This window comes from Reichenbachiella sp., from assembly GCF_033344935.1.
Taxonomy (GTDB): Bacteria; Bacteroidota; Bacteroidia; order Cytophagales; family Cyclobacteriaceae; genus Reichenbachiella.
Genome location: NZ_JAWPMM010000001.1, coordinates 1,035,819 through 1,057,908, shown reverse-complemented (window position 1 = coordinate 1,057,908; position 22,090 = coordinate 1,035,819). Strand labels below are relative to the sequence as shown.

Genomic DNA, 22,090 nt, shown 5'->3' with positions numbered 1-22,090 from the left:
TCTCTCTTATGATGGAATTTGATTGCCGATTTTGAAATCGGCAAGGATTAGCTGTTCATGTGTTTCTTTCTATAATCTGTAGGAGTAAATCCTGTAGCCTGTTTGAATGTCCTGTTGAAAGGGCCAATAGAGTTGAACCCGATTTTATAAGCAATTTCCAAAATGGTGAGTTTGGATTTAGTTCGATCCTTCAAAAGATCGGTAGCTTCCCTGATCCGGTAGGAGTTGATGAAATCAGTAAAATTACGGTAACCCATTTCCTGATTGATCACACGTCTGGTTTTGTATTCCTGTTCCTCCAATGCTTCAGCCAATTGACCGATGGTTAGTTTCTCTTTTCTGTAAAATTCCTGTTCAATCATAAACCGTTGGATTTTGTCAATCAGATCTGGGTTGTTCACCTCAGCGTTCTTCTTTCGCGAATCAAAGAGAAAACTTTTTATGGAAAAATTAATCCCGATAAATAGTGTATTTAAAAGTAGAATTGCACTTCGCTGTACCAGTTTGGGTAATTCCTGTTCATCTTTTGACAATCCCAATTCTGAAAGGGTGGTAATGAAAACCACCAAACCTATAAAGTAGGTAAAGTATTTCCTTAACCGAATCCTTTGATCATCAAGGTCAGTAGGCTTTCCAGATTGCGTCTCAATCATTGCCAATATGATGAAAAAGATTGACAATGCCCTACCTGCAATTGCGGAGGCCTTTGTCCAATACGAAAAGTTACCTAAGAGGTAAAGGATATAGTAGACGAAACTAGTGGTAAGTACATAAATTAAAGCCCGTTTGTTAGCATAGGGTTCGTCATTGAAAAATGTTCGTGCCATCATCCAAAAGGAAAACGGTAGCAAAAATGGCCCTAGTACGAAAATCCATTTGAGGACTGGATAAGTGACGAAATCTATTACCAGATAAAGAAAAACGCATGACATAAATCCGATGATCGCATATGCACCTCTGATCCGCTTTCTGTCTTTTATGACCAGAATAGCAGAAATAATCAAGCTATAAGCTGCAAGGTTATTAATCTGGAAATAGAGCGTTTCGATCACTTTATTTTTCTAAAACTGCAAAATACAAAATTCTGCTTGTTGTTGAGTTGAAGCTCGCCCGGTAAGTGAAGTTTGTATTCGCGCTTGTTGAACTCGCTCTTCTGGCAAAAGTCTGCATTTATTGTTAGCAACAAAGTCCCTTTTATTTGAATCCATTTCTTTTTGATAAAAATTCAGATAAATCTTGTCGTAATCATAATAGTCTGGTGTTTGGGTTGTAGCAAATGAAGATTTACATAATCTGTTGCAACCTGCAACTACAGTTAGATTGGGTTTATCCATTAAACTGAGGAGTGTTCATTTTTAGGCTATATCGTTTATGAATGAAGCTTAGTTTGGCCAAATGTAATTATCAATTAATATATGCTGCTATCATATGCTTTACTCTCCCGCATTTGCTTTTGCATATTTCGATTTATTCTGGTTTTGAATATTCTATTAACTCCTCTACATATAAAAAGTCACCTTGAGTTTGAGTGAGTTTAATAAAATTTTTCACTTCTGGCGCATACAGCCAAACCTCCTCTTCATTTGCGTTATATCCTCTGGAATTTGTGGTTTTGCCCGTGTATTTAATAGTGTAGGCCATAAATGTTCCAGCTTCTACCGTTTCTTCCTGGTATGATAATATTTCAGACTCTTGACTTTGCTTTCCAGTTGTGCCATCTTGACTTGTCCAATTGTTCTCATATTTCCACTTTTTACCCACTTTCAGTGGCCAGTCATATTTAGGTGTTTCGCTTTCATCGGGCTTCACGATGTCAGTTACGGGAATAGTATCATTTCCAATTGTGATACCTAATACTCCATCAATACTGACTATTTCTCTTACATCCCTTCCATCTGAGCGCACTTCTCCTTCCGTCGTTACGCCTTTATATTTCCAAACCCACTTTTCACCAACTTGGTAATCACCTAAAGTTGGTTGTTTGGTGATACCAGATTCCTTTGTACTGTTGCAGGCACTAAGCATCACTAACGCAAAAAATATTACCATTTGAATTTTCATAATAAAATATATTTTCAATGTACTTACTTCTCTTTATTGCCTTTTTTCAGCTTTTTCGGAACGTTTTTTTAAACATTAATGTTAACGATCAGCTATGAGGAATGGAAATTAATTATCGTAATCCAGTTCGGCAAGTATCTGATCCATCAACTGCCACTTGCTGATCTCATTTTCACGATTTGCCATGATGATGATTGTCATTTTTCTGTCAAGGTCCCTGAACAAAATCGATTCGTTTCCGACCCAATCACCAGCATGAAAGATCAAGTGTTCATTTCCATTCCACTTCCTCCAACCATATCCGTAGTTTATCGTCGATCCGTCGTTTAATGTCCCACTGGTATAGGATTTTGAAATCGTTTCTTGTGAGACCAGTTGTTCTCCATAGAGTGCCTGATCCCATTTCAATAAGTCGTTTGCTGATGCGTAGATACCCTTTGCACCTGGGTAAGAATCTAAGTGCCATGCTGTTAAATTCCCATTTTTGTCGTAGGAATTGGCTTTTGGAATTTTCGCGTTCTCATCTGTGAGTAAAAAGGTGTTGTTCATGCTCAGTGGCTTAAATATTTCTTCTGATAGGAATCTGTCAAATGGCTTTCCCGAAACCTTTTCCACTATCGCTGCAAGCAATGAATAGCCCAAATTGCTGTATTGGAATTTATCACCTGGCTCGAACGAAAGTTTAGGTTTCTTGTTTATCACATAATTCAGTATTTCGTCCGTAGTGGACAGATCGTCTTTATATGATCTTTTAAATCTACTGGTATGATTAAGCAGGTGTTGAATCGTAATATTTTGATATGGAAAGTTCTCTATATGCTTGCTTACTTGATCCTTATAATCCATCAGTTGTCTTTCTACCAAAAGCATTATTGCCATAGCAGTAAAAGGTTTGGTGATCGAGGAGATTGGCATTGGCATTGACCGATCATTCTTGATCTGGTCTTCAAAATTCGCAAAGCCAATGCCACGATGAAAAAATACTTTCCCTTCCATAGCAATAGCTATCACTCCATTAAACTCGTCATTTTCTTCATACTGCTTGATCTGGTTGCTAAAGGTATTTAACGAGTCTTGCGCCGAACTCCAAAGAAATAAAAAGAACAAACATCCACAGAGAAATAGTGCTTTTTTCATGTTCTTGATTGGGTTTGAAGTTTATGCCCCAGAACGGTCTCGTGTATGGGTAGTAGTGGACTCCTACTCACAAACCTTTCTGTCTTGCACTAACCTTTGTTTTATATTTTTGTTTCGTATTATCACTTAAACCACTATTATTTATACACATCGTTGCCCACAGTTTTTATTCCGTTTCTAATCTTATTGTCAATTCAACATCTTTGTCCACTAAAGTCTTATCTGCAAAATTACCTTCGTATGTTATATTCCATTGAAACCTATCAAACGTAAATTTTGTAGTGAATATCTTGTCTTGATATTTTGCTCCAAATTCTATATTTTTTGTAACATCTTTTAAGGTCAAATTTCCTGATATCAGTAAGCTGTCAGAACTTACTTGTTTGACTTTGGTAATCTCAAATGCTGATGTTGGAAACTTTTCTACATCAAAAAAGTCCGAACTTTTGAGATGATTATTCAAATTGTCTCTTGGAACTGGTTCGTGTTCTGGAATATCTGTTACTCCTATTGTTGTCATATCTGCCACAAAACTTCCATTTACTAATTGATTGTTGTTTTTAATTAAAAAACTGCTTTGTAATTCTATTTCACCTTCGTGTTTTCCTGCTCCCCTCATTTTAGTTCCTTTCCAATGAATATTGGATTTTGAAAGGTCAATTCTAATTGTATCACCAATTGTTTCACTTTCAACCTCAGTGCTTTTTTCTGATATTGTTGCTTTTTGAGCATCCGAATTGTGTTTGCCAATGCAAGAACTCAACAATATGAAAAGTGTAATTATTAAAAAATGTCTATTCATAGTTTGGAATATTTAAGCCCAAAATGATATCACGACTAACAGTCAGAATACCATCTTTTAGTATTGGTTGCACAATTCCTGAACCACCACGATTTTCTAATTCTCCCTTTTCCTTTTGAGTTAACATAGGGTCGTCATCAAAGACAAATTCGTCAATATAGTATTCGTTTTTATTGAGTTCTTTTACGGTAATGTGTATGTGCTCCGGTTCTATTCCGCTTGGATAGGATGCAGGTCGAAAAGTGTAAAATGTATACTTCCCCAATTTGTCTGTTTTTATCCATCCACGAATATATCCATGTCGTTTTGCCCAACCTTTTTCGTCCCCTTTAGTAGCATAAATTCCTTTTCTGTCGGTTTGATAGATGTAAAGAATAACATTTTCGGCAGGCGTTTTTCCGTCTTTCTTAAATACTGTCCCTGTGAGTTTTAGTTTAGGTTTTGTCTTTTCAAAATCTGGAAGCGTATCTATTGCCGATAGCTTTTTGTCCCCATATTCGAAAACTGCCTCACAACCCTCACAAGGTCCACCAATGATTCTATCCTTATCAGTTTTCTTGGTCTGTGACTGGCAAGAAGTAACTGCTAAAAGAATAATTAAAATGAAATTTAGTGTTTTCATCGTTTTTTCAAATTGTGGGCAACGTCTAACTAGCGAGAGTATGCCCACTAGTTGTAAAGAGCACTAAACTAGCGAAACTGCCCAACCTCCGCAACGGTATCCACGAAGAACTTCGTTCCTCAAATCTTAATCCAGAAAGACGAAAAAGAGGGTGGAGAAATAAAAGTAGCAGAATGGGCAGTGAAGCGGTCTGGTTGCACTGAAACTGGCAGAAAGCACACAGGCATATTCTCGCTAGTGCCTGTTATATACCGTATTTATCGACTAGCTTCTTCGTTTTGAATGAGTTGAATGTTGGATTTTTCAAGTTCAGTAAGCAGTTCGATTACCTCCGTTCGTTCAGGTTTGTACCAATATTGGTTGTTGAAATACCTTGCCATTTCGCCTCCTTCCTTGAAGGTATATCCATATCTAGCGAATATTTCGTTCCGCATGATCTGAAGTTCTTTCGGAGTTAAACCAGTTAGGTCGCTAACAGTAAGTTCAATGGTAGAAGCTTGAATAAATTTTCCTTTGTATGATGATTCAAGGTTTTTCCGTTTTCCAAGTTCATCTAATGGTGAGAAGTCAGTAATTGCTGGTTTGAACTTGATGGTGTATATAGTATCGCCAAAAAAGTCACAGTACTTGACAAACTTACCTTCATGTCCACCAAAGTTCACATTTCCTTGCTCGTCAATTGTTGGGTTAGAATATGTATTAAATCGTATATCTCTAGGTCCACCAACTTTATATTGAAAATTAGTTTTTAGTTGAAAAACCTTGTAGTTAGGAGTGGATATGACTCTGAGAAATGCCTGTCTCTCTTGTTGACCAAGTTCATATACTCCGGAGTAGTCACTTTGGTTAGGAGGAATCCAGTCCTGGAGTTTATCTTCAAAAGCTTGTTGACCAGAAGCAATGGAAGTCCAAAGAATTGTTGAGACAGCTAAAATTTGTTTGAAACACTTCATGGTATATAACGACTCTGTATGGGTTTGTGCCCCTAGAGTCTCTTAAAAGCACTAAAGTAACCGATACGATCTATACAGCCAAAATCGGCCTTATGGAATTCTGTTGATCCGAGAATGCTGCGGATACAGTCTGTCCATTCCTCGGTATTCTACTGCTTCTGATCGGATCGGTGGTGCTGATTCTAGCATTGATTCGGTAAGTGAGCATGGGCATAACCTATACAGCTTGTTATCTGTATTTTTAGAATAGCGTTGAAATGTAGATGATTCCAAACAACCAACTAACAAAGAATACTGTGTAGCCAAAAGCATAAGTTATACTTCTTGGTAGATCATTCATGCATTCTTCTGATTTATTGAAGACCAGTTTAAGTGCTCGAATCATGAGCCAGTAGATTGCAAGAGTTAATAGAACTGCAGTTGCCCAGACCACTGTTGAGAGGACAAACATTAGAATCACAAATGCAATTGATAGCACTATCCATAAGATAATACCAAGAATTACCCCCTCGCATCCATCACCCATATCTGGTGCGTCGATAGCGGGTGTGTCAATAAAAGTGTTGCTGGTTCCGTCTTTTGATTTTTTCCATGTTAGTTGCAGTTTATGACTGAGATTATCGTAGACATTAAGTCCATTGTATAGGCCGATAGTGAGGAAGCTAAAGAAGCAAATGGAAAGAATCAACAATGAAATTATTGAGTTGTCAATGATAGTTCGATGGCTTGAAAGTCCAGTTAGGAAAACTAGAAGTACAATAACTAGTATTGTTCCAGCAAAAGCTAGTAAAAGAGTTTTTCCGAAAAGAAGTTTCCGAGGTTTCTTCATTTAGGTTTTAGTTACAGATAACGCTCAGCTATGATGAGTGGGGATTAGAAAGCACTAACCTCTCTTCTCGCACATAGCCACGCTTTGATTTAAAAATAAAACTTGTGGCGGGCTTTCCAATACCCACGAAAATATCCTGACCAATAAAACCCCATTCATTCATAGCATTTGTTACCCAGCGTTTTAATTCAATGATTTTTTGAAGTTATTGTAAAGAGTCTCGAAGACATCCTCAGACTTATAGTTTATTGATGAACTGAATAGATCTGCACCAATTTTGGTATTAAGAATTACTTGTGTCAATATTAATTCATCAGTCTTCTGGTTGAATAGCTTTGTTTTGATATTATAGAATTTTCTCTGACCAATGTTTTCGGTCGAAAGTTCTTGTTCAAATTTGACTCCTTCTAGCTCGTTGTATGTCTTTTTTAGAAGATCAGATACGAATTTCTGGTGTTCTTCCATTGACATCTTGGTTGATCCGAATGGTTCAAGCGAAGATGAAAAGGAGTTGAATTCATCAATTTCAAAACCAATTAGGTGTGGTCTATTTTCACGCACTTCATATCCCTCTGGAACTTCGGTTTTCATAGCATCATATCCTAGTTCCTCAAGATCTTCTTTTTCTTGTAAGCTGGTGATAGTGTAACCTTCTGGAATATCTATTTCCCAATCAAACTTATCGCAATAGAACGTTCCGTCTTTGATTTTGCCGTTTTCAGTTAATATCTCTGACTTAGAAGTACAAGAGACCAAGATAATTATTTGGATTGCTATGATTAAGTTCTTCATATATGCTGGGTAAACGATCAGATATGGCGAGTGGCCATATCCGTCTGTAAAAAGCAGTAAAATAGTGAAACTGCCCAACACCTACAACGGCAACTACGAAGCACTGCGTTCTGCAAGTCTAAATCCAGAAAGTAAAAAGTAGCTAGAAGCACAAAAGTCAGCAGAATGGGCAGGGTCACGGTCAAGTTGCACCGAAGTATCAAATAGGTAATTTGGCCATTCGCTATATCGCTTGTTGGCGGTAGTTTTATTCGTTCAGTAGTTTCAGATCGTTCGAAACATTTAGTCTACTCCTCAGATTTCTATATTCAAGTTTGTTGAAAGGTCCATGGACGTTAGAGTAAGTCGCAAATTGGGTTGTTGAATCGTAACTATACTTGTTCGGTTGGTTCTTAACGATAATCCAGTATGTTCTGTAAATAGTGTTGTCCATTGCTATTTCTTCACGATCGCTATCTGTATAAAGTAAGAAATTCATCGGTGGCAAACTGTCACTTGGTGATTGGGAGATTAGAATGAAATCAGAGTCAGTTGCATAATCCAAAATGTATCCTGAGATCATGACAGTATTTTCAGGGTTCACAACTGCTGTTTCATAGCCTCCTTCACCGACAATTTTGTATCCGTTACCCAGTTCAGGGTAACCGCCGGAGCACCCACAAAGCAAAATACTTAGAAATATTAGAGTGATATGGTTTTTCATTACCGCAATTACCGCCAACGTCCAGATATGACACTGTGCCTCTGGGCTTAATTAATTTCTTCTAAAATAGCGGATTTGCAGTTCAGTTTCAAACTGGCAGCTAGAGGCATGTGTCATATCATTTGTTAGCACCTTTTATTCCAAAGTGTTCAAGTAAATCGTCAAATTCGTTTAGCTGTTTATTCAGCTCCATGCAGTAAATAAGTACCAAAGTTCCCAATCGTTGAAAGTAAAATAAATCATGAAGATTGATTGGAAGTTCAATTTTATTATGCAGGTATTTGTCTCTTATCCGATAAAAGGTATTGACGTATTTTCTGTAATCCTCGATATCATCTTGGATATAAGGGATTTTAGGAAGCAAATTATCCTTCAATCGTTTCTGTCCGTAAGCTTTTGAATTATCCTTCGGCACGATAAACCTTTCAAAAAACGAAATTAATTCAACTACTCTGTGATGTAAATTTCGTGTTGACGTAACTCTTCCGAGGTGGTTAATGCCGTGAATTATTTCCTCGTAAAGAGATCCATTCTTTGGTTTGTTGATAAAATTCGAAAACCTGCTCAATCCGCCCTTTTTTATTTCTACGAGTTTATCTTTTTTGATGATTATCGGATGTCCACCTTGTGTTCGATTGAATGAGCTTTGAAAGCTGAACTTCTTTTCTGTTGTTTCATAAATGAATGACGAAAAATCATTGGTATTGAAATTGAAATCGACATCAAAGATTTGAAAGGACTGAGTTAGTGACTCATTAGTAAAGAAGCATTTGAGGCCGTTTATTGATAATTCAGCTTGCAGCATAGCTGTTTTCTTAGCCTTTGTTTCTACTCCATAACTTAGAGTTCTAGCTAAGACCGGTTCCTTAAATTCATTGAAAAAGGAGTCAAGTTCTTCGGTATCATCTTTGATTTCTTTTAATGATTCCAGTTCATTTTGAATCTTATCTTCACTTAGGTGAGATATTTCTACATCACCAATGTCAAAAGCTTCTTCTATGGCAAGTGCTAGAACCTTAAAATAGAAAATATATTCTTTACAATTCTCGTCAATTCTGTCTTCGAGGTAAGTGACTAAATCTCGCTTTATTCGTTTCTCTTGGTAACACAGTATTAACCAATTAAATATTTCCGTTTCAATGAATTCATAATCGGCCTTTTGATTAATCTGCTTGTTTTCTAAAGCCTGTATGACCAGCTCTTGCAATCTCACATAATTAGTTGGAGTTAAGCCGATATATCCTTCTTTGAGACTTGCAAAGGCACTTACTTTATTTCCGTATCCATCTGTATTGAAAGTTTTGAAATCCTGAACTTCGCCTAAGTCCATGATCAATGAAGTGCCTTTCAAGTTTTCATCTATTGCTGAACTCTTCTTGTTCCTTCTTTCTTTGCTCTTTTCAAGCAATGAAATTAGTTCTGCAGCTTTTGAATTGAGTTCATCTGTCATTTGAGGGAATTGGTGCTAACGGTTTGTGTATAGTGTCGTAGCTATCCCGTAGGGTAGCTATGCACTATACACCTTGTTAGCCAACGTTATTTTTTATTTCTGAATCATACAATACTTCAAGTTCTTTTACATCTCTGTAAAGTATTATGACTTGTAAATTAACAGAGGTATCATTCAAGAGTTTTATGATATTCTTTTTATTCGTTTGTACTACTAATTGCTGAGCTGTTTCTTCAGTTTGTCCCTCAAGAATCAAGATATATTTCTTGAACTTAAAATCATTTTTTAAAGACCTATAATTCTCACGGGCTTCTCTCAGTGCCAAGAGTAGATTTGAGTATTTCCCTTTTTTGCTAATCTTATGCTGAAAAAAGGAAGTATTGTTATCTTTTGTTGTTAGAACATAATCTAATCCTTTATCATTTATTTCTTGTTCAAATTGAAGCATTGCTGGGTCTTTGAAATAGGTAAATACCCAATCCACTACTATTTCTTGTTCCTCCAATGGCCAAGGTTTAATTGCTTTCTTGACCTCTTCTATTACAGTTTCTTCCAAATTAGTGTCAAGATAAAGCTTTGACTTATGGAGGAACTCGTTTATTCCATACATCCAAAATCTTTTACCACCTCGGTCATAGTATTCTTTAATTAATTCGTGTCTTGGTCCCTTTGGGTTGCCTTCTTTGTCAAGTGCCCACCAATCTTCTTTAAAGTCATTAATGATAAGAATAGTATCATTTTCTCTGTTTTTAGCTTCTTGCAAAAGTTCTTTCCAGACGATTAGATCACCATATTTTTGGGTCCCTATTTTTTCTGATTCGTCTAAATAACCTGGAGGAATTTCGTTCTTATATCTAAGTTCACCTTCTTTGATTAATTCAATAGTTTCATTAAAGTTAAGTCCATCTGTAGTTGTAATGAATTTTTGTAATTGCTTCAATATTTTATCATTCTTCAAACCTTTCTCAAGTGCAGACTTCTTCTTGTCAACCTCTAATTGAACTTCGTCTTTAAATGCAAGAAAGTTGATTTCAAAACCTTCTAAATATTTGGATAGCAAATCGAGCTTTTTCTCGAAACTCTTATAAACATCATTGCTTATAAATGGATGTTTATCCTCTTTCGTTGTTTTCTCCTTAAGTGTATTTAATTGGCCTTTTAGATTTTTATTGATTTGGCTTTTAGTATCCTTAATTATTTCACCAATACGATCTATGTGGCCACTATCCTTTTGTGTTTTGTGAATGTTTAGGAGGCTGTCATAAGAGTTTATTGGTTTTTGTAATACGGTTTTTCTATTCTTAAAAAATTCAAATTCAGTCTGGGCAGAGATAAAAATCCGATTCTTGAGAGCAGTAAAGGTCGTGTTGAATATATCTAGAGAATTACTCTCCGAAAAGTAGTAAAAGTCCAAAAGAGAAGAAGTGTCGAAGAATACCAATGCATTTTTAAAAAGCCGCTTTTCTTCCTTCTCATTAATTTCAAAAATATTGTAGTTATCGCTTTTCATAAATGTTGGCTAACGTTTAGTATATGGACAGTAGGGCTTTAGATACAGATGAAGTATCAGTTTACCACTGAGCCGAGCTAAACATTTTTATATTTCAATTTACTGATTTAATATCAAAATTTTAGCTTGGCGGTGTTTCAAGTAATCTCTATACCTCTTTTACCCACTAAATGCCCTATTGTCTCATATACCGTGTTGGGGTGCGTTTTTTCTTTTTTCCATTGTTTTAAACAGAAACTGTCCGTAGATTTGTCCGTGTCCGTAAAACAGTCCGTAAATATTTAAAGCATGGCAACAGTTAATTTCTATTTAGATAAAGTTGATAAACAAGGATTGGCTCCAATTCATTTGAGAATCAATTGTGATGGTACTCAAGTCAAGATATCAACAGGGAAAAAGGTTGTTAAATCGGATTTTGATAAAGCTAATCAGTCTGTAAAAAGTGATAATCAAGAAGCTCAATCCATTAATAATTACTTGACTTATTTAAAGGATAGAGCAGAAGAACTACTTAACGGTAGTTATAAAAAGAGGTATACTACTAATGAGTTAAAAGAATTGTTACTAGAACAAGTAAATGCCTATAAGCAAGATTCTAACGTTAGTGTTGTTAAGGAGCAAATGGCTTTATACGGAAAGCCAATTACTTTCATTGACTTATTTGCAGGGGCAGGAGGCTTTAGTGAGGGGTTTTTGCAAGCAGAAGAGAATAATAAGTTTTTCGATTTTCTAGTAGCAAATGATATCAACGAAAATTCAGAGTTAACACATGTTGTACGATATAATGAACAGTTAGGACTTGATGCGGAGTTTTTATGTCAAGACATCACGGAACCTGATTTTATCGACAACCTTTTAACTAAGGTGAATGGAAAGACTGTTGATGTCGTCTGCGGAGGTCCTCCTTGTCAAAGTTTTAGTTTGGCAGGCAAACGTAAAAAGTTCGACAAAAAGGATGACTTGTTTTCTCATTATTTAGAGGTTATTAAAATACTTCGTCCAAAGTATTTTGTGATGGAGAACGTGAAAGGTATTCTGACCAAAGAACAAGGGAAGATTAAGGATGTGATTCTTCAAGAGATTAATTCGATTGTTGATATTCAGGAAATACCTAAACTAACCTCATTCCTTAAAAAGCTTAAAAAATCAGCCTCAATCAATCAATTCTTGCTTGACTGTTTTGTAAAGAGAATTGAATTTGAATCGGTAACTGATTTTCAAATAGAGTCTCTAAAAGAATCCTATATTAAGTCTGTAGATGCCAAGTTTCGTCAAATCATACCTAAAATGGTTGATTACAGAACTAGTAAAACAGATGAAAGAGTAAGTACTATTCGACATGGGTTTAATATGTTGATTAGAAACAAACAATGGGAGAAGCTCAAGAGAGATATTATCAAAGAGAAAGACTTCTGTAATATTGATAATGATTTTTTTGTTGGTGCTTTTACAGATTTCTTGACGGAGTTAGATAACCAAAGTATTATCAATAAAATAGAATCCGCGTTTTCATCTTTAGGTATTCCTCAAGAATATAAAGAGATACGCACTGAGATTTTAACAGCATTGAAAGTTTATGATTATAGTTTTGAGGAGTGTATCAATGCAATAGCTGAATTATGTAGCGATTCTCAAAAAGAAGCTCTTTCTGAGATTATTGATTCAATCAAGTTATACAGAATAGAAGCTCCGTTTGTCGCAAACGCTTCAAATTATGGTGTTCCTCAGAATCGTGAAAGAGTTCTTTTTATTGGTTGTAGAAAGGATCAACCTTTTATTTCACAGATACCACATACAGTTTCAGAAGAAGAAAAAGTGTCTGTTTTTGAAGCATTATATGATTTGGATTTTATCGGGAATAATGAGGAAGCAAGATATTACCAAGAGGTCGATTTAAAGTCAAAATATAATGGTTCAACATCCAAAATGACCTCCTTAATTAAACAACGAGGAATTGATGGAAAATTGAAATCAGGTAAAAAAATGACTTTTGCAGAATGGAGTAAAACAGGACGTTTAATTGACAGGTATAAAAATGCAAGTGCTCCTTTTTATGTGAGGAATTTTGAGTCTTTAGAAAGAGGCGAAAAATCATTTGATCCTTTACATAATCACAAGACAAGTAATCAAAATGAAGATGTTGTTAATCGTCTTGAGATTATTTTAAATGAAGGTGATTATAAACAAGCACAGGAAAAACTTGAAAAGAAAGGTTTATCGTCCAATAAAAGGAATTATAATGTCTTGAAACCAGATAAGCAGAGTCCAACTGTTATGACGATTCCAGACGATTATGTTCACTATAACTCTCCAAGAGCATTAACAGTTCGTGAAATGGCTCGTCTCCAATCTTTTGATGATTCTTTTGTTTTTCAAGGTAAAAGATCAACTGGGGGGAACAATAGAAAAACTGAATTGCCTCAATTTACACTTGTAGGGAATGCGGTCCCTCCATTATTAGCTAGGGCTGTAGCTTCTGAAATCCTTAAGAATATTAAGTAAGTTGAAAATAGCTAAGGTCTGAGCCTAAGTTTGGTAAACAGTTTCTAATATCAGTTCGGATATTACTATTGTATCCAGAATTATAATTATTTGTAAAGATTTCCTTGAGAGATCTTGCAATGTGTTGTTCTGTCGGGTTGCCCCAATAGTTTCCTCCTGATAAATTAGTTACTCTTTTAACAGAAACAGATGTGTCTTTGTAGATAGCATTTTGATTCGATGGAACAGTAACAAAAGAGTATGTGAAATTTTTGGTTTGATGAATGTTAAAACCATTTTTACCAATAGTAATATTTCTTCCTCTAAACCCATTAGCAGAATAAATCATGTCCCAGAGCATAGGGATTTGAGCATTATCATTCCAGTTTGTTTTACATTGGATAACTCCAATTTCAAAATCATCGAAGTCCAATTGAGTTATCTTATTTAGGTAGTCATAGTTGAGTTTTCCTCTTTTAAGTGCAGCAATTGATTCATTGCCATCAGAATATAATGTGTTACTATCTAAATTATTTGTGTATTGAGGTTTGTCAGGGAAAATTATGACGGTTATGTCTGATTCTGTATTACAAGCGAAGTTTCCATAGTTTACTGTGATTGCGTCTTGAATAGGAGATGGAACTAAACTCATTTTCTTTACGGCTACAATCCTACTTCCTACACAACATAAGTTTATGTACCAACAAACTAGAGATTCCCAAGCTGCACCACCACCAGAAAGAGAGCTTTGAGCTCTTCCTGATCCTCCTGTTGATTTAAATATTTCGCTTAAATGATCTCCTAAATTTATTAGGTCAAGTTCAGTATAATTTGTTCCAATAATATTCTGAATCTCATTTTTCCAATGTTGCCATGCAGTGTTAAAAGTGTTAGCATTGAAAAGAGAATCAATAGAATCTTTTCTAAGTATTTCTGGGATTGAATTAAAATTGGTCATAATTAAAATTAAAGGACCAAGTTAGTGAAATATATATTCTAATGCTTTTTCGTCATGCACCCCAACGGTTAGTATAAGAGCAGTAGCGGATTTATAGCTTTAACTTTTCGAAAAGCAAGATACTTATTTAAAAGCAAAAGCGGTTCAGGTTAGCACCTAAACCGCTTTTGCTTTTATACCGTGTTGTGCACAGGCTATTTCACTACGGGCACATCACTTACAAGTTTCCATTCATTATTTCCGTCTTTAACAAGGATTAAGATTGAAACAAATGTCATTTTAGAACCTACAAATGACACCTTTGCACTTGCTGTCGAACCATTAAGTACGATGGATTCTATTTCGACTTTTCTATTATCCCCGCCATACTCTTTGGTTTTGATTTTTTCGAGGTAAATATCCTTAGTCATTACAGAAACTTCACTACTACCAAATAGTCGGTTCATTACGATGCGATAATTATCGTCTAAATAGGTTGCTAATTTGTCGGCATCATTTTTATCTCCTGCTTTTGAAAAGCCAATTATGGTTTCTTTTATAGCTTTTTCGTCAGAAGATTGTGCGTTGCAACCTGCTGTCACGAAAAGGGCAAAAATGCCCATTAGAATTATTTTGTTCATTTTTTTATGATTAAAGTTTTAAAATAAAGATTATTAAATTAGTGATTACGAATCGGTGTTTTATGGCGGTCTGATTAGATTGATATTCATGAATTAAAGTATTATTTCCATTGAGGTTCTCATAATTGAATGATGCTGAAAATCATCATCTACACTGTAAGCCAACAGCAAAGTCCATTTAGTTTCTGTTGAAAGCTGCTTATGGTATTTACTGGATTTGCTTATTGGTATTGAGAATTTCAATTTGGTCAGATTACCCTTTTCATGCCCTGAGATAGAAATTACCTGGTTAGGCACTCCTAAATCAGCGATAGGTTTGTAATTGCCTGGCTTTTCGGTGTAATGTTCTACAACTTCTGCCTTTCCCTTTCGAATACGCCCCATAAGCAAGTAAGTGCCTGTTAAAGATGTTGTTTTGTTGAATCCAATGGCGACCCAACCATTTGTGGGTGCTTCCATTTCAACTTGGATGTATTCTTTTTCCATTTTCCAACTTACTGTCATGTTATTCTTGCGTACTTCTTTCATGCTGTCCTGTGGCTGAATTTGAGTGATGGTCAATATTGCCATACAAATGATTACTATTTTCATTGTTTTTTAATTTTAGCGGTGAATTCAATTTCGATTAGAAGGTTTTCTCTGGCTAAAGCCGATATACCAAGCAGGGTTGTAGCAGGTGCATAACCATTAGGGAAGGTTTGTTTTAAAAAAGCACCTATGCTTTCTCTTTTTACAGCATTCAGGTCTACAACATAAAATCTAAGATGTAACACGTCTTGCCAACTGCATTTTTCACTTTCTAACAGGCGCTCTATATTTATTAGTGTTTGCTCAAACTGTTGTTTAAAATCTGAGTCTGGTGGAAGTGCGTAATCTTTATTCCATCCAACTTGTCCCGAACCGTATATTACATTATTAAAAATTACTGCTTGTGAAAACCCAAAATTGTGGGTTGCATATACATCTGGATTTTTAATAGTAGATCTTTTCATGCCACATGAAGCTAAGGTTGAAGTCAGCACAAGGATGAATAATTTATTTATGTTAATATCAATCATTGATATATCAATTTAAATGTCAAAAAATTTTACAACATATTCTTTTGAATTTTCCCTAAAAGCTGCGTCAAAATTTCTAACTCTTGTTCCGTAATACCTTCAATACTTTTTGCACGGTGTCTACTTATAACGGGCATATATTTCTCAATAAAGGACTTTCCTTCCTTTTTAAGGCAAACACTGTATTGGCGCCTATTATCTTCAACTGGTCTTCTTTCAACAAAACCTTTTTTGTTCAATAAGTCCAAAGTACGCGTGATAGAAGCAGGGTCTCTAAGTGACTTGTCAGCCAATTCCTTTTGAGTAAGTCCATCATTTTCTTCAATAATCTTCAATAGTATCCATTGTTCAACAGTGATGCCCATACCCAATCTATCAAACTCTCTTTGTGAATATAACTTAGATACCTTGCTGGTTTTGTCAATTTGGAAAAGGATGATACTTTCTATATTCATTTGATGAATCAATTATTGATATTGCAATATCAGAAATAATAAATAGAAATTTCAAAATTTTCTAGCTTTATTTTTTATTGGATGGATTTATTGGCTTGTGCACAACGCACAGCTATGATGAGTGGGGATTAGAATGCACTAACCTTTCGTCTCGCACATAGCCACGCCTTGATTTAAATATAAAACTTGTGGCGGACTTTCCAATCCCCACGGGAATATCCTGACCGATTAAACCCCATTCATTCATAGCAATTGTTATAGGGCTTTACTTTTCGTTTTCAATGCGTTTGATAATGTTGATGTTGTATTTGTCATACGCAGTTAGCTTGCTAGTTACATCCTCAAATTCAGGTTCGTACCAGCTAGTGTTCTCAAAGTGAGTTCGCAAATCTTCGCTTTTGAATATGTAACCGAGTCGGGCAAAAAATTCATTTCTTTTTAATCTAAGTTCTGCCTTACTAAGTGTTCTGAGTTCGGTTTCATCCAGAATGGTTTGTTGAGGCATTACCTCTTTTATTTCTCCAGAGTTTTGGATCACGAAGTGAGTGTATTTTGTTGTTTCTATTACTTCAGTTGAATCGAGATCAAACAAGTCAAGAGAATCTGGCATCATATAATCATAGTTCTTTGCTTTAGTAGTTTGATCTAGAACACGTACTAAGGAGTCGGAAAAGATCTTAAAACTCTGAGATGAATATGATGTTGACGAGAGGTCCATATCTGATGATTGAGCTACGCCAATGTGATCAATTCTCTTGCCATCAGAAGTAAATGTTGCCAAAACGGTTTCATTCGCTACACCGTGAATTGAAACGCTAAACGTTAGAACGTAATTATCATGCAGTTTATAATGATCAGTATCTTCACTGTATATTTTTCGGTAAGGATCGTCCTCATCGTCCCAATCTGTTCCGATAAATTTTTCAATATGGTACCGCGGAATCTCTTTGATAATGTTATCCGATAGTTGAAGTAAATACTCGAAACTTTGCGGGTCAGGCTGTTTAGGTTGTTCAATAGGCTTTTTGGCTTGAATTACAGGAGTTGTCTTTGCATTTTGTTCAGCACCTTCAGTAGTAGTTTTGTTCTCCTTCGAAGTGCAAGAACAGAGTGAAGCAAGAAAAAGTAAAATTATGAGGTGTTTCATGAGTTCTGCAAATGCCCTATAATGTCTGGCTATCATCCGTGGGGATTAAACTGATTTTCAGCTTCCTTCAACATCAAGCCATGACTGATTTCAAAATTATTCATACATGGCGGACTATCCAAGAGCACCTCAGTATCGTTCACAAATACAACCCCATGGATGATAGGTAATGTTAGGCACATCTTTAGTAACCCGATCCGTATGCCACTATCATTATTACGTCATCTATAAGTTGTCGTTGAATCTTTTCTACTGCTAGTTCATCGGTCTTTGCTTTCTCTTGTTCTCCTTTTGAAGTCAGTAGTTCAGACCTTAGTTGATAATACTCTTTTTTGTATGGATTATGTCCAATAGCCTCATTTATCGATAAAAGTGCATCGTCAATCTTCTCCTTTTTCTGATGTTTTAAGGCCTTTTTGTAGATTTTTTCTGATTTATCGACTGGAGGTGAGTCAGGATTTGACGTGGTTCGATATTCAACCACGAATGTGTATTTGTAATCGACTGGCTGCTCATTGATTTTAGTTGCTGACCACATATCTTTAGTTGATAAGAGGATTTGTACAATGTCATTGGCAAATTGCATATGGGGCGTTCTTATAACATCAATGGAGTCGATTTTACCCTGCTTGTTGATCCTGAATTCCACCTCTGCATATCCAGATACGCCTTGAAGAGCTAGTTGTCTTGGAAATTTAAGATATGGTATGCAATACCTGACAAAATCGCCATCAAAATGAGTTTTTACAAACGATTGATCTTGGCCTACTGCCACGTTTAGGGTTAGCAATAATGTTATAGTTAATGTCGGTATATTTCTTTTCATGTTCAAAGAGGTTCTGTTGTGCCTAACGCCTGTGTAGGACGATGTGCCCTCACAGATTGATTAAGGCAGAAAGATAGCCGATCCGCGCACAACCACAAAAGTCTGTTTAGCCATTAGCCCAAGTTTGGACTGCTGCGGAGACTGCGAATGCGTTATCGGTATTCTGGTGATTCCGTGTGGAACGGCGGAGCTGATTCTGGCATTGATTCGAAAAGCTCGCATGGGCATTCGTGCCTACACCTTGTTAGCTTTATTTTTGAATTTGGTGGGCATAACGATTTTAAGAAATAAGCCAGAGGTTAAGCCACCGATAAGACAATATGTCAAAAGCGTTAATATATGCTTCCATGATATCAATTCTGGGTTCATCAAGGAATAAAACAAGGCGAAGTTGGTAAACATAAACGTCCCAAATAACAATCCGACCTTCCACCATACAAAGGTGTTATTCTTAGGTGTTTCTTGCTTCTCACGTTCAGCCGCTTGGTTTTTTTTCCTCCTATTAATTTTAAATATAACCCATAGAGGATAAACCACTAAGGCAATTAATGTCGACGTTCGAAACCTCGAAAGTATTAATTCTTGGTTGATGTCAGAAAATGATAGTGTTGTTGATAGTGGAATACTTAGGACTAATAGCAATAAGCTTATTGCAGCAAACATTACTACTAAGATTGCAAAGTGAAAAAGAAGGAATTTAACAGATTTAATCATAAAGGTATTAAAGCTAACGATCAGCTATGATGAGTGGGAATTAGAAAGCACTAATCTCTCGTCTCGCACATAGCCACGCCTTAATTTAAATTTAAACTTGTGGCGGACTTTCCAAGCCTCACGAAAATGTCCTGACCGATAAAACCCCATTCATTCATCAGCGTTTGTTAGCAAACGTTTTCATTTATTAGTTGATATGTAGCGGCTAATTTGCTCATGAATATTAGTCCTTATCCATTCATCATACAGCTTTTCTTCTTTAACTCGGTCATATTTCGCACTCTTGTACCCACTTTTATCTCTCCATTCATTCCATGGAGATCCGATATTAAATGTATCTTTTTCAAGTTCTAAATCATACAAACCATAGTAATAACCGCCCCGAGAAAATACAATGTGACGTTTATTGATCAGTTCAATTTTAGGATTACGAGTGTGAAACCCTGCCTCCGCATAATTTTCTAATATTTTTCTTTTCTAAACCAATCTATTTGTTCATGATTCACATCATAATTTATTCCTTCGCTAGGTGTCCATTTGATATATAAATCTTCAGGATCAAGATTTTTCTCCAGTTTGACCACAGTGTATCCCGGATCTCCAATACCAACTCCATCAAGAAATAGTGCATAGTTGAAATTTCCTGCTTCAACTTCCAATTTGCTATGGTAATCTACAAAGTTCGCTTCACATCCTAACAGAATAAGGACAGTCAGAAAGAGTACGATTTGCCGTCTAATCTTCATTGTGTTTGCTAACGCCAGCCTATCTCCTGTGGTGGCTGACATCTACTTTTATTTCGGCCACCAAAATAGATAAATCTCCGATATTCATCACTACTTTTTTATTCCAGTGAGGAAAATCGGAGATTTTTCGGGGCTAGAAGAATGCAATAAAGCTTCCTCTAGCAGAGAATCACCATGGGAGATCAGGCAATGTTACCCACTTTTACTCTTCTATTATTTCTTGCAACTCAAACTTCAGAAGTTGATTTTTATAATTTTTTATAATCGTTTTAACAAATCCAAATTTCTCGTTGTACCAGAAATCATTTTGTGAATTTCCAAAATCTGCATACGCAATTCCTCTCACATGCCAAGCTTGTAAAACACCAATTGGTAGTTCGATGGAATCTCTACCAATAACTTCATAGGATTCTTTTAGAGTGCTTTCTGCCCAGTCTCCCCAGCCAGAAATATTCATATTTGAGTCCCATGTTTTACCAATTTCTAGAGGAAAATTGACTGACGGAAAAGGAGCAACTTCTGTGAATGCATACTGGTTTTGCCGAAAAGGATGCATAAAAGTTTGATTTTTATTTTCAATTATTCCAGTTATGACTTTACGTTCCCATGGATAATCTAAAGTTTTATTGATGCCGAATTTTTTAATCTCATCTATTTTATCTTCACTATAGTTATATTGTATGATGATCTCATCCTGAAGTTCTGGTTGAGCATCCCAATCCTTTCCAGTTGCCATCATCCAGATAAGTTCATCCGAAATCAAATTGTAATCTTCATCCCAATACTTTGCTTGATAGATGTATTGGCGACAAGGCTTAAAAACCTGGCCAATATTATCGTTTTCTGAAGTTGTTGAAGGAGAACATTGAATTTCTTCAAAACTCGTAGATCGTTCCTTGCAACTTACAAGTGTTAAGAAAATGATTAGGGTAGTGGTTAGTTTCATGTGATTAAAGTTGTGGGTAACGGATGGCAATATGCGTAGGCCGGGTTTTCGAAGCTCCAACTTATCAAACCGTTACAATTTTGAATAAATGTACAAAAGTTTGAATAACCTACAAGCCCCGGCTTACGTATATTGCGTGTTACCATGCGTTTTTACCAATATTCTTTCATCAACTCTTTTGTCCAATCAGGTTGTTTAATCTCACCTTTAGGCATATATTCCTGAAATACAGGTTTAATATCCAAAATCGGTGTTCCATTAATTGCATCTAAGTTGGAAACAATCAGACTTTTTTCCTCTGTCCTTATCAAGTTCACAATAGTCGCACCGATATGATTTGGTCTGTCTTTTTTACGTTGTGCAAAAATACCAACTTTAGGATATCTTTTATCTCCTCTCGGATGTTCAGAACCTACAAATACCTTTTCTGATTTATGAAAACTGTAAAGTATCTCTAAATGTGAAAAAGACTCAATGCCGTCTAATGAATCAACAGAAAATTCCTCAGTCAATTCAATTATTGATTCAACTGTCCCCCAGAACTTATCCGATTTTTCAGCTCTCTTATTTTTTACGTATCCTATTGGTTTAAATGTCAGGTCTTTCATTTTTTGACTCTCAATATTTACAAGATGGTTTAAAGGTCTTCTGATAATTGGAATTCAATTGGTTTTGATAATGTCCTCCTTACAGGGCAATTTTCAATCATCACTAAAATCTCTCTTTTAGTATTTTCAGGCAACGGATTTTTAAAGTCAATTTGATATTTAAAAATGGTCTTGGAATCTTGTCGTACGAGTTCAACTTTTGAAGTCACAGAATCAATAGGTATTTGTTTTTTATCGCATGCCATACGAACTGACATATTTAAACATGAAGCATATGCAGTAGCCAAAATATCATGAGGTCTAACCCCATTTTCTTGTCCTCCTTTATCTTTTGTCGCATCAGATTGAATTAAAAATCCGTTAATCTCAGTCTTGCAACAGTGTCTTGTTTTATCACTTACACACTCTATCATAATCGCTTATTTTTGTCATATTTTGATTAGTTGTAGGGTCTGTTTTTAAATGCATGGTAACGATCAGATATGGCGAGTGGCCATATCCGTCTGTAAAAAGCAGTAAAATAGTGAAACTGCCCAACACCTACAACGGCAACTACGAAGCACTGCGTTCTGCAAGTCTAAATCCAGAAAGTAAAAAGTAGCTAGAAGCACAAAAGTCAGCAGAATGGGCAGGGTCACGGTCAAGTTGCACCGAAGTATCAAATAGGTAATT

General features: G+C 35.8%; 25 protein-coding genes. 2 read left to right on the top strand and 23 right to left on the bottom strand.

Annotation, left to right across the window (positions count from 1 at the left end; genetic code table 11):
• Positions 1–47: 47 nt before the first annotated feature.
• From R8N23_RS04565 to R8N23_RS04510, 12 genes are all read right to left on the bottom strand, one after another.
• Positions 48–1,052 (bottom strand): helix-turn-helix transcriptional regulator, encoded by a 1,005-nt coding sequence (locus R8N23_RS04565; RefSeq protein WP_318170383.1) that lies wholly within the window; start codon positions 1,050–1,052, stop codon positions 48–50.
• A gap of 9 nt (positions 1,053–1,061) precedes the next feature.
• On the bottom strand, positions 1,062–1,334 hold the full coding sequence (locus R8N23_RS04560) for a hypothetical protein (RefSeq protein ID WP_318170382.1): 273 nt from the start codon (positions 1,332–1,334) through the stop codon (positions 1,062–1,064).
• Between the two features lie 133 nt (positions 1,335–1,467).
• On the bottom strand, positions 1,468–2,061 hold the full coding sequence (locus R8N23_RS04555; RefSeq protein WP_318170381.1) for a hypothetical protein: 594 nt from the start codon (positions 2,059–2,061) through the stop codon (positions 1,468–1,470).
• Between the two features lie 108 nt (positions 2,062–2,169).
• Positions 2,170–3,198 carry a serine hydrolase domain-containing protein gene (locus R8N23_RS04550; protein WP_318170380.1) on the bottom strand — a complete coding sequence of 343 codons (1,029 nt, stop codon included), beginning with the start codon at positions 3,196–3,198 and terminating at the stop codon, positions 2,170–2,172.
• Between the two features lie 166 nt (positions 3,199–3,364).
• Positions 3,365–4,000, bottom strand: coding sequence for a YceI family protein (locus R8N23_RS04545; protein ID WP_318170379.1), 636 nt, complete (start codon positions 3,998–4,000; stop codon positions 3,365–3,367).
• Positions 3,993–4,622 carry an intradiol ring-cleavage dioxygenase gene (locus R8N23_RS04540; RefSeq protein ID WP_318170378.1) on the bottom strand — a complete coding sequence of 210 codons (630 nt, stop codon included), beginning with the start codon at positions 4,620–4,622 and terminating at the stop codon, positions 3,993–3,995. Before R8N23_RS04540 ends, R8N23_RS04545 begins: the two co-directional genes overlap by 8 nt.
• A gap of 257 nt (positions 4,623–4,879) precedes the next feature.
• Positions 4,880–5,575 (bottom strand): YARHG domain-containing protein, encoded by a 696-nt coding sequence (locus tag R8N23_RS04535; protein WP_318170377.1) that lies wholly within the window; start codon positions 5,573–5,575, stop codon positions 4,880–4,882.
• Between the two features lie 241 nt (positions 5,576–5,816).
• Positions 5,817–6,404 (bottom strand): hypothetical protein, encoded by a 588-nt coding sequence (locus R8N23_RS04530; RefSeq protein WP_318170376.1) that lies wholly within the window; start codon positions 6,402–6,404, stop codon positions 5,817–5,819.
• 183 nt (positions 6,405–6,587) lie between these two features.
• The gene (locus R8N23_RS04525; protein ID WP_318170375.1) at positions 6,588–7,196 is read right to left on the bottom strand and encodes a hypothetical protein; all 609 of its coding nucleotides are present in this window, start codon (positions 7,194–7,196) and stop codon (positions 6,588–6,590) included.
• A 247-nt stretch (positions 7,197–7,443) separates the two neighbouring features.
• A complete protein-coding gene (locus tag R8N23_RS04520) occupies positions 7,444–7,899 on the bottom strand; it encodes a hypothetical protein (protein ID WP_318170359.1) in 456 nt (151 codons plus the stop codon).
• A gap of 118 nt (positions 7,900–8,017) precedes the next feature.
• Positions 8,018–9,349: a hypothetical protein gene (locus R8N23_RS04515; RefSeq protein ID WP_318170374.1), complete on the bottom strand. Its 1,332-nt coding sequence runs from the start codon at positions 9,347–9,349 to the stop codon at positions 8,018–8,020.
• A gap of 76 nt (positions 9,350–9,425) precedes the next feature.
• Entirely contained in the window at positions 9,426–10,859 is a 1,434-nt protein-coding gene (locus R8N23_RS04510) for a PIN-like domain-containing protein (RefSeq protein WP_318170373.1), read from the bottom strand.
• Between the two features lie 288 nt (positions 10,860–11,147).
• On the opposite strand from R8N23_RS04510, the gene R8N23_RS04505 reads away from it, so the two are divergent.
• Positions 11,148–13,361, top strand: a complete 2,214-nt coding sequence (locus R8N23_RS04505) for a DNA cytosine methyltransferase (protein WP_318170372.1) — start codon at positions 11,148–11,150, stop codon at positions 13,359–13,361.
• Here R8N23_RS04505 and R8N23_RS04500 read toward each other — a convergent pair.
• The 11 genes from R8N23_RS04500 to R8N23_RS04450 all read right to left on the bottom strand — a co-directional run bounded on the left by R8N23_RS04500 (position 13,354) and on the right by R8N23_RS04450 (position 21,831).
• The gene (locus R8N23_RS04500) at positions 13,354–14,298 is read right to left on the bottom strand and encodes a hypothetical protein (RefSeq protein ID WP_318170371.1); all 945 of its coding nucleotides are present in this window, start codon (positions 14,296–14,298) and stop codon (positions 13,354–13,356) included. The two genes, R8N23_RS04505 and R8N23_RS04500, sit on opposite strands and share 8 nt — an antisense overlap.
• A gap of 194 nt (positions 14,299–14,492) precedes the next feature.
• Positions 14,493–14,918, bottom strand: a complete 426-nt coding sequence (locus R8N23_RS04495; RefSeq protein WP_318170370.1) for a nuclear transport factor 2 family protein — start codon at positions 14,916–14,918, stop codon at positions 14,493–14,495.
• Positions 14,919–15,011: 93 nt separating this feature from the next.
• Complete coding sequence (locus R8N23_RS04490) at positions 15,012–15,509, bottom strand: DOMON domain-containing protein (RefSeq protein WP_318170369.1); 498 nt, start codon at positions 15,507–15,509, stop codon at positions 15,012–15,014.
• Complete coding sequence (locus R8N23_RS04485; RefSeq protein ID WP_318170368.1) at positions 15,506–15,976, bottom strand: RidA family protein; 471 nt, start codon at positions 15,974–15,976, stop codon at positions 15,506–15,508. The genes R8N23_RS04490 and R8N23_RS04485 overlap by 4 nt, the downstream gene beginning before the upstream one ends.
• 29 nt (positions 15,977–16,005) lie before the next feature.
• Complete coding sequence (locus R8N23_RS04480; protein WP_318170367.1) at positions 16,006–16,431, bottom strand: MarR family transcriptional regulator; 426 nt, start codon at positions 16,429–16,431, stop codon at positions 16,006–16,008.
• A 265-nt stretch (positions 16,432–16,696) separates the two neighbouring features.
• Entirely contained in the window at positions 16,697–17,578 is an 882-nt protein-coding gene (locus R8N23_RS04475; RefSeq protein ID WP_318170366.1) for a YARHG domain-containing protein, read from the bottom strand.
• Positions 17,579–17,762: 184 nt separating this feature from the next.
• Positions 17,763–18,404: an energy transducer TonB gene (locus tag R8N23_RS04470; protein ID WP_318170365.1), complete on the bottom strand. Its 642-nt coding sequence runs from the start codon at positions 18,402–18,404 to the stop codon at positions 17,763–17,765.
• Between the two features lie 1,175 nt (positions 18,405–19,579).
• Positions 19,580–19,906 (bottom strand): hypothetical protein, encoded by a 327-nt coding sequence (locus tag R8N23_RS04465; RefSeq protein ID WP_318170364.1) that lies wholly within the window; start codon positions 19,904–19,906, stop codon positions 19,580–19,582.
• Positions 19,907–20,066: 160 nt separating this feature from the next.
• Positions 20,067–20,810 carry a hypothetical protein gene (locus R8N23_RS04460; RefSeq protein WP_318170363.1) on the bottom strand — a complete coding sequence of 248 codons (744 nt, stop codon included), beginning with the start codon at positions 20,808–20,810 and terminating at the stop codon, positions 20,067–20,069.
• Between the two features lie 152 nt (positions 20,811–20,962).
• Positions 20,963–21,418, bottom strand: coding sequence for a tRNA (N6-threonylcarbamoyladenosine(37)-N6)-methyltransferase TrmO (gene tsaA, locus R8N23_RS04455; RefSeq protein WP_318170362.1), 456 nt, complete (start codon positions 21,416–21,418; stop codon positions 20,963–20,965).
• Positions 21,419–21,447: 29 nt separating this feature from the next.
• Positions 21,448–21,831 carry an OsmC family protein gene (locus tag R8N23_RS04450; RefSeq protein ID WP_318170361.1) on the bottom strand — a complete coding sequence of 128 codons (384 nt, stop codon included), beginning with the start codon at positions 21,829–21,831 and terminating at the stop codon, positions 21,448–21,450.
• 53 nt (positions 21,832–21,884) lie between these two features.
• Between R8N23_RS04450 and R8N23_RS04445 the strand changes: the two genes are divergently transcribed.
• A complete protein-coding gene (locus R8N23_RS04445) occupies positions 21,885–22,019 on the top strand; it encodes a hypothetical protein (protein ID WP_318170360.1) in 135 nt (44 codons plus the stop codon).
• Positions 22,020–22,090 lie beyond the last annotated feature (71 nt).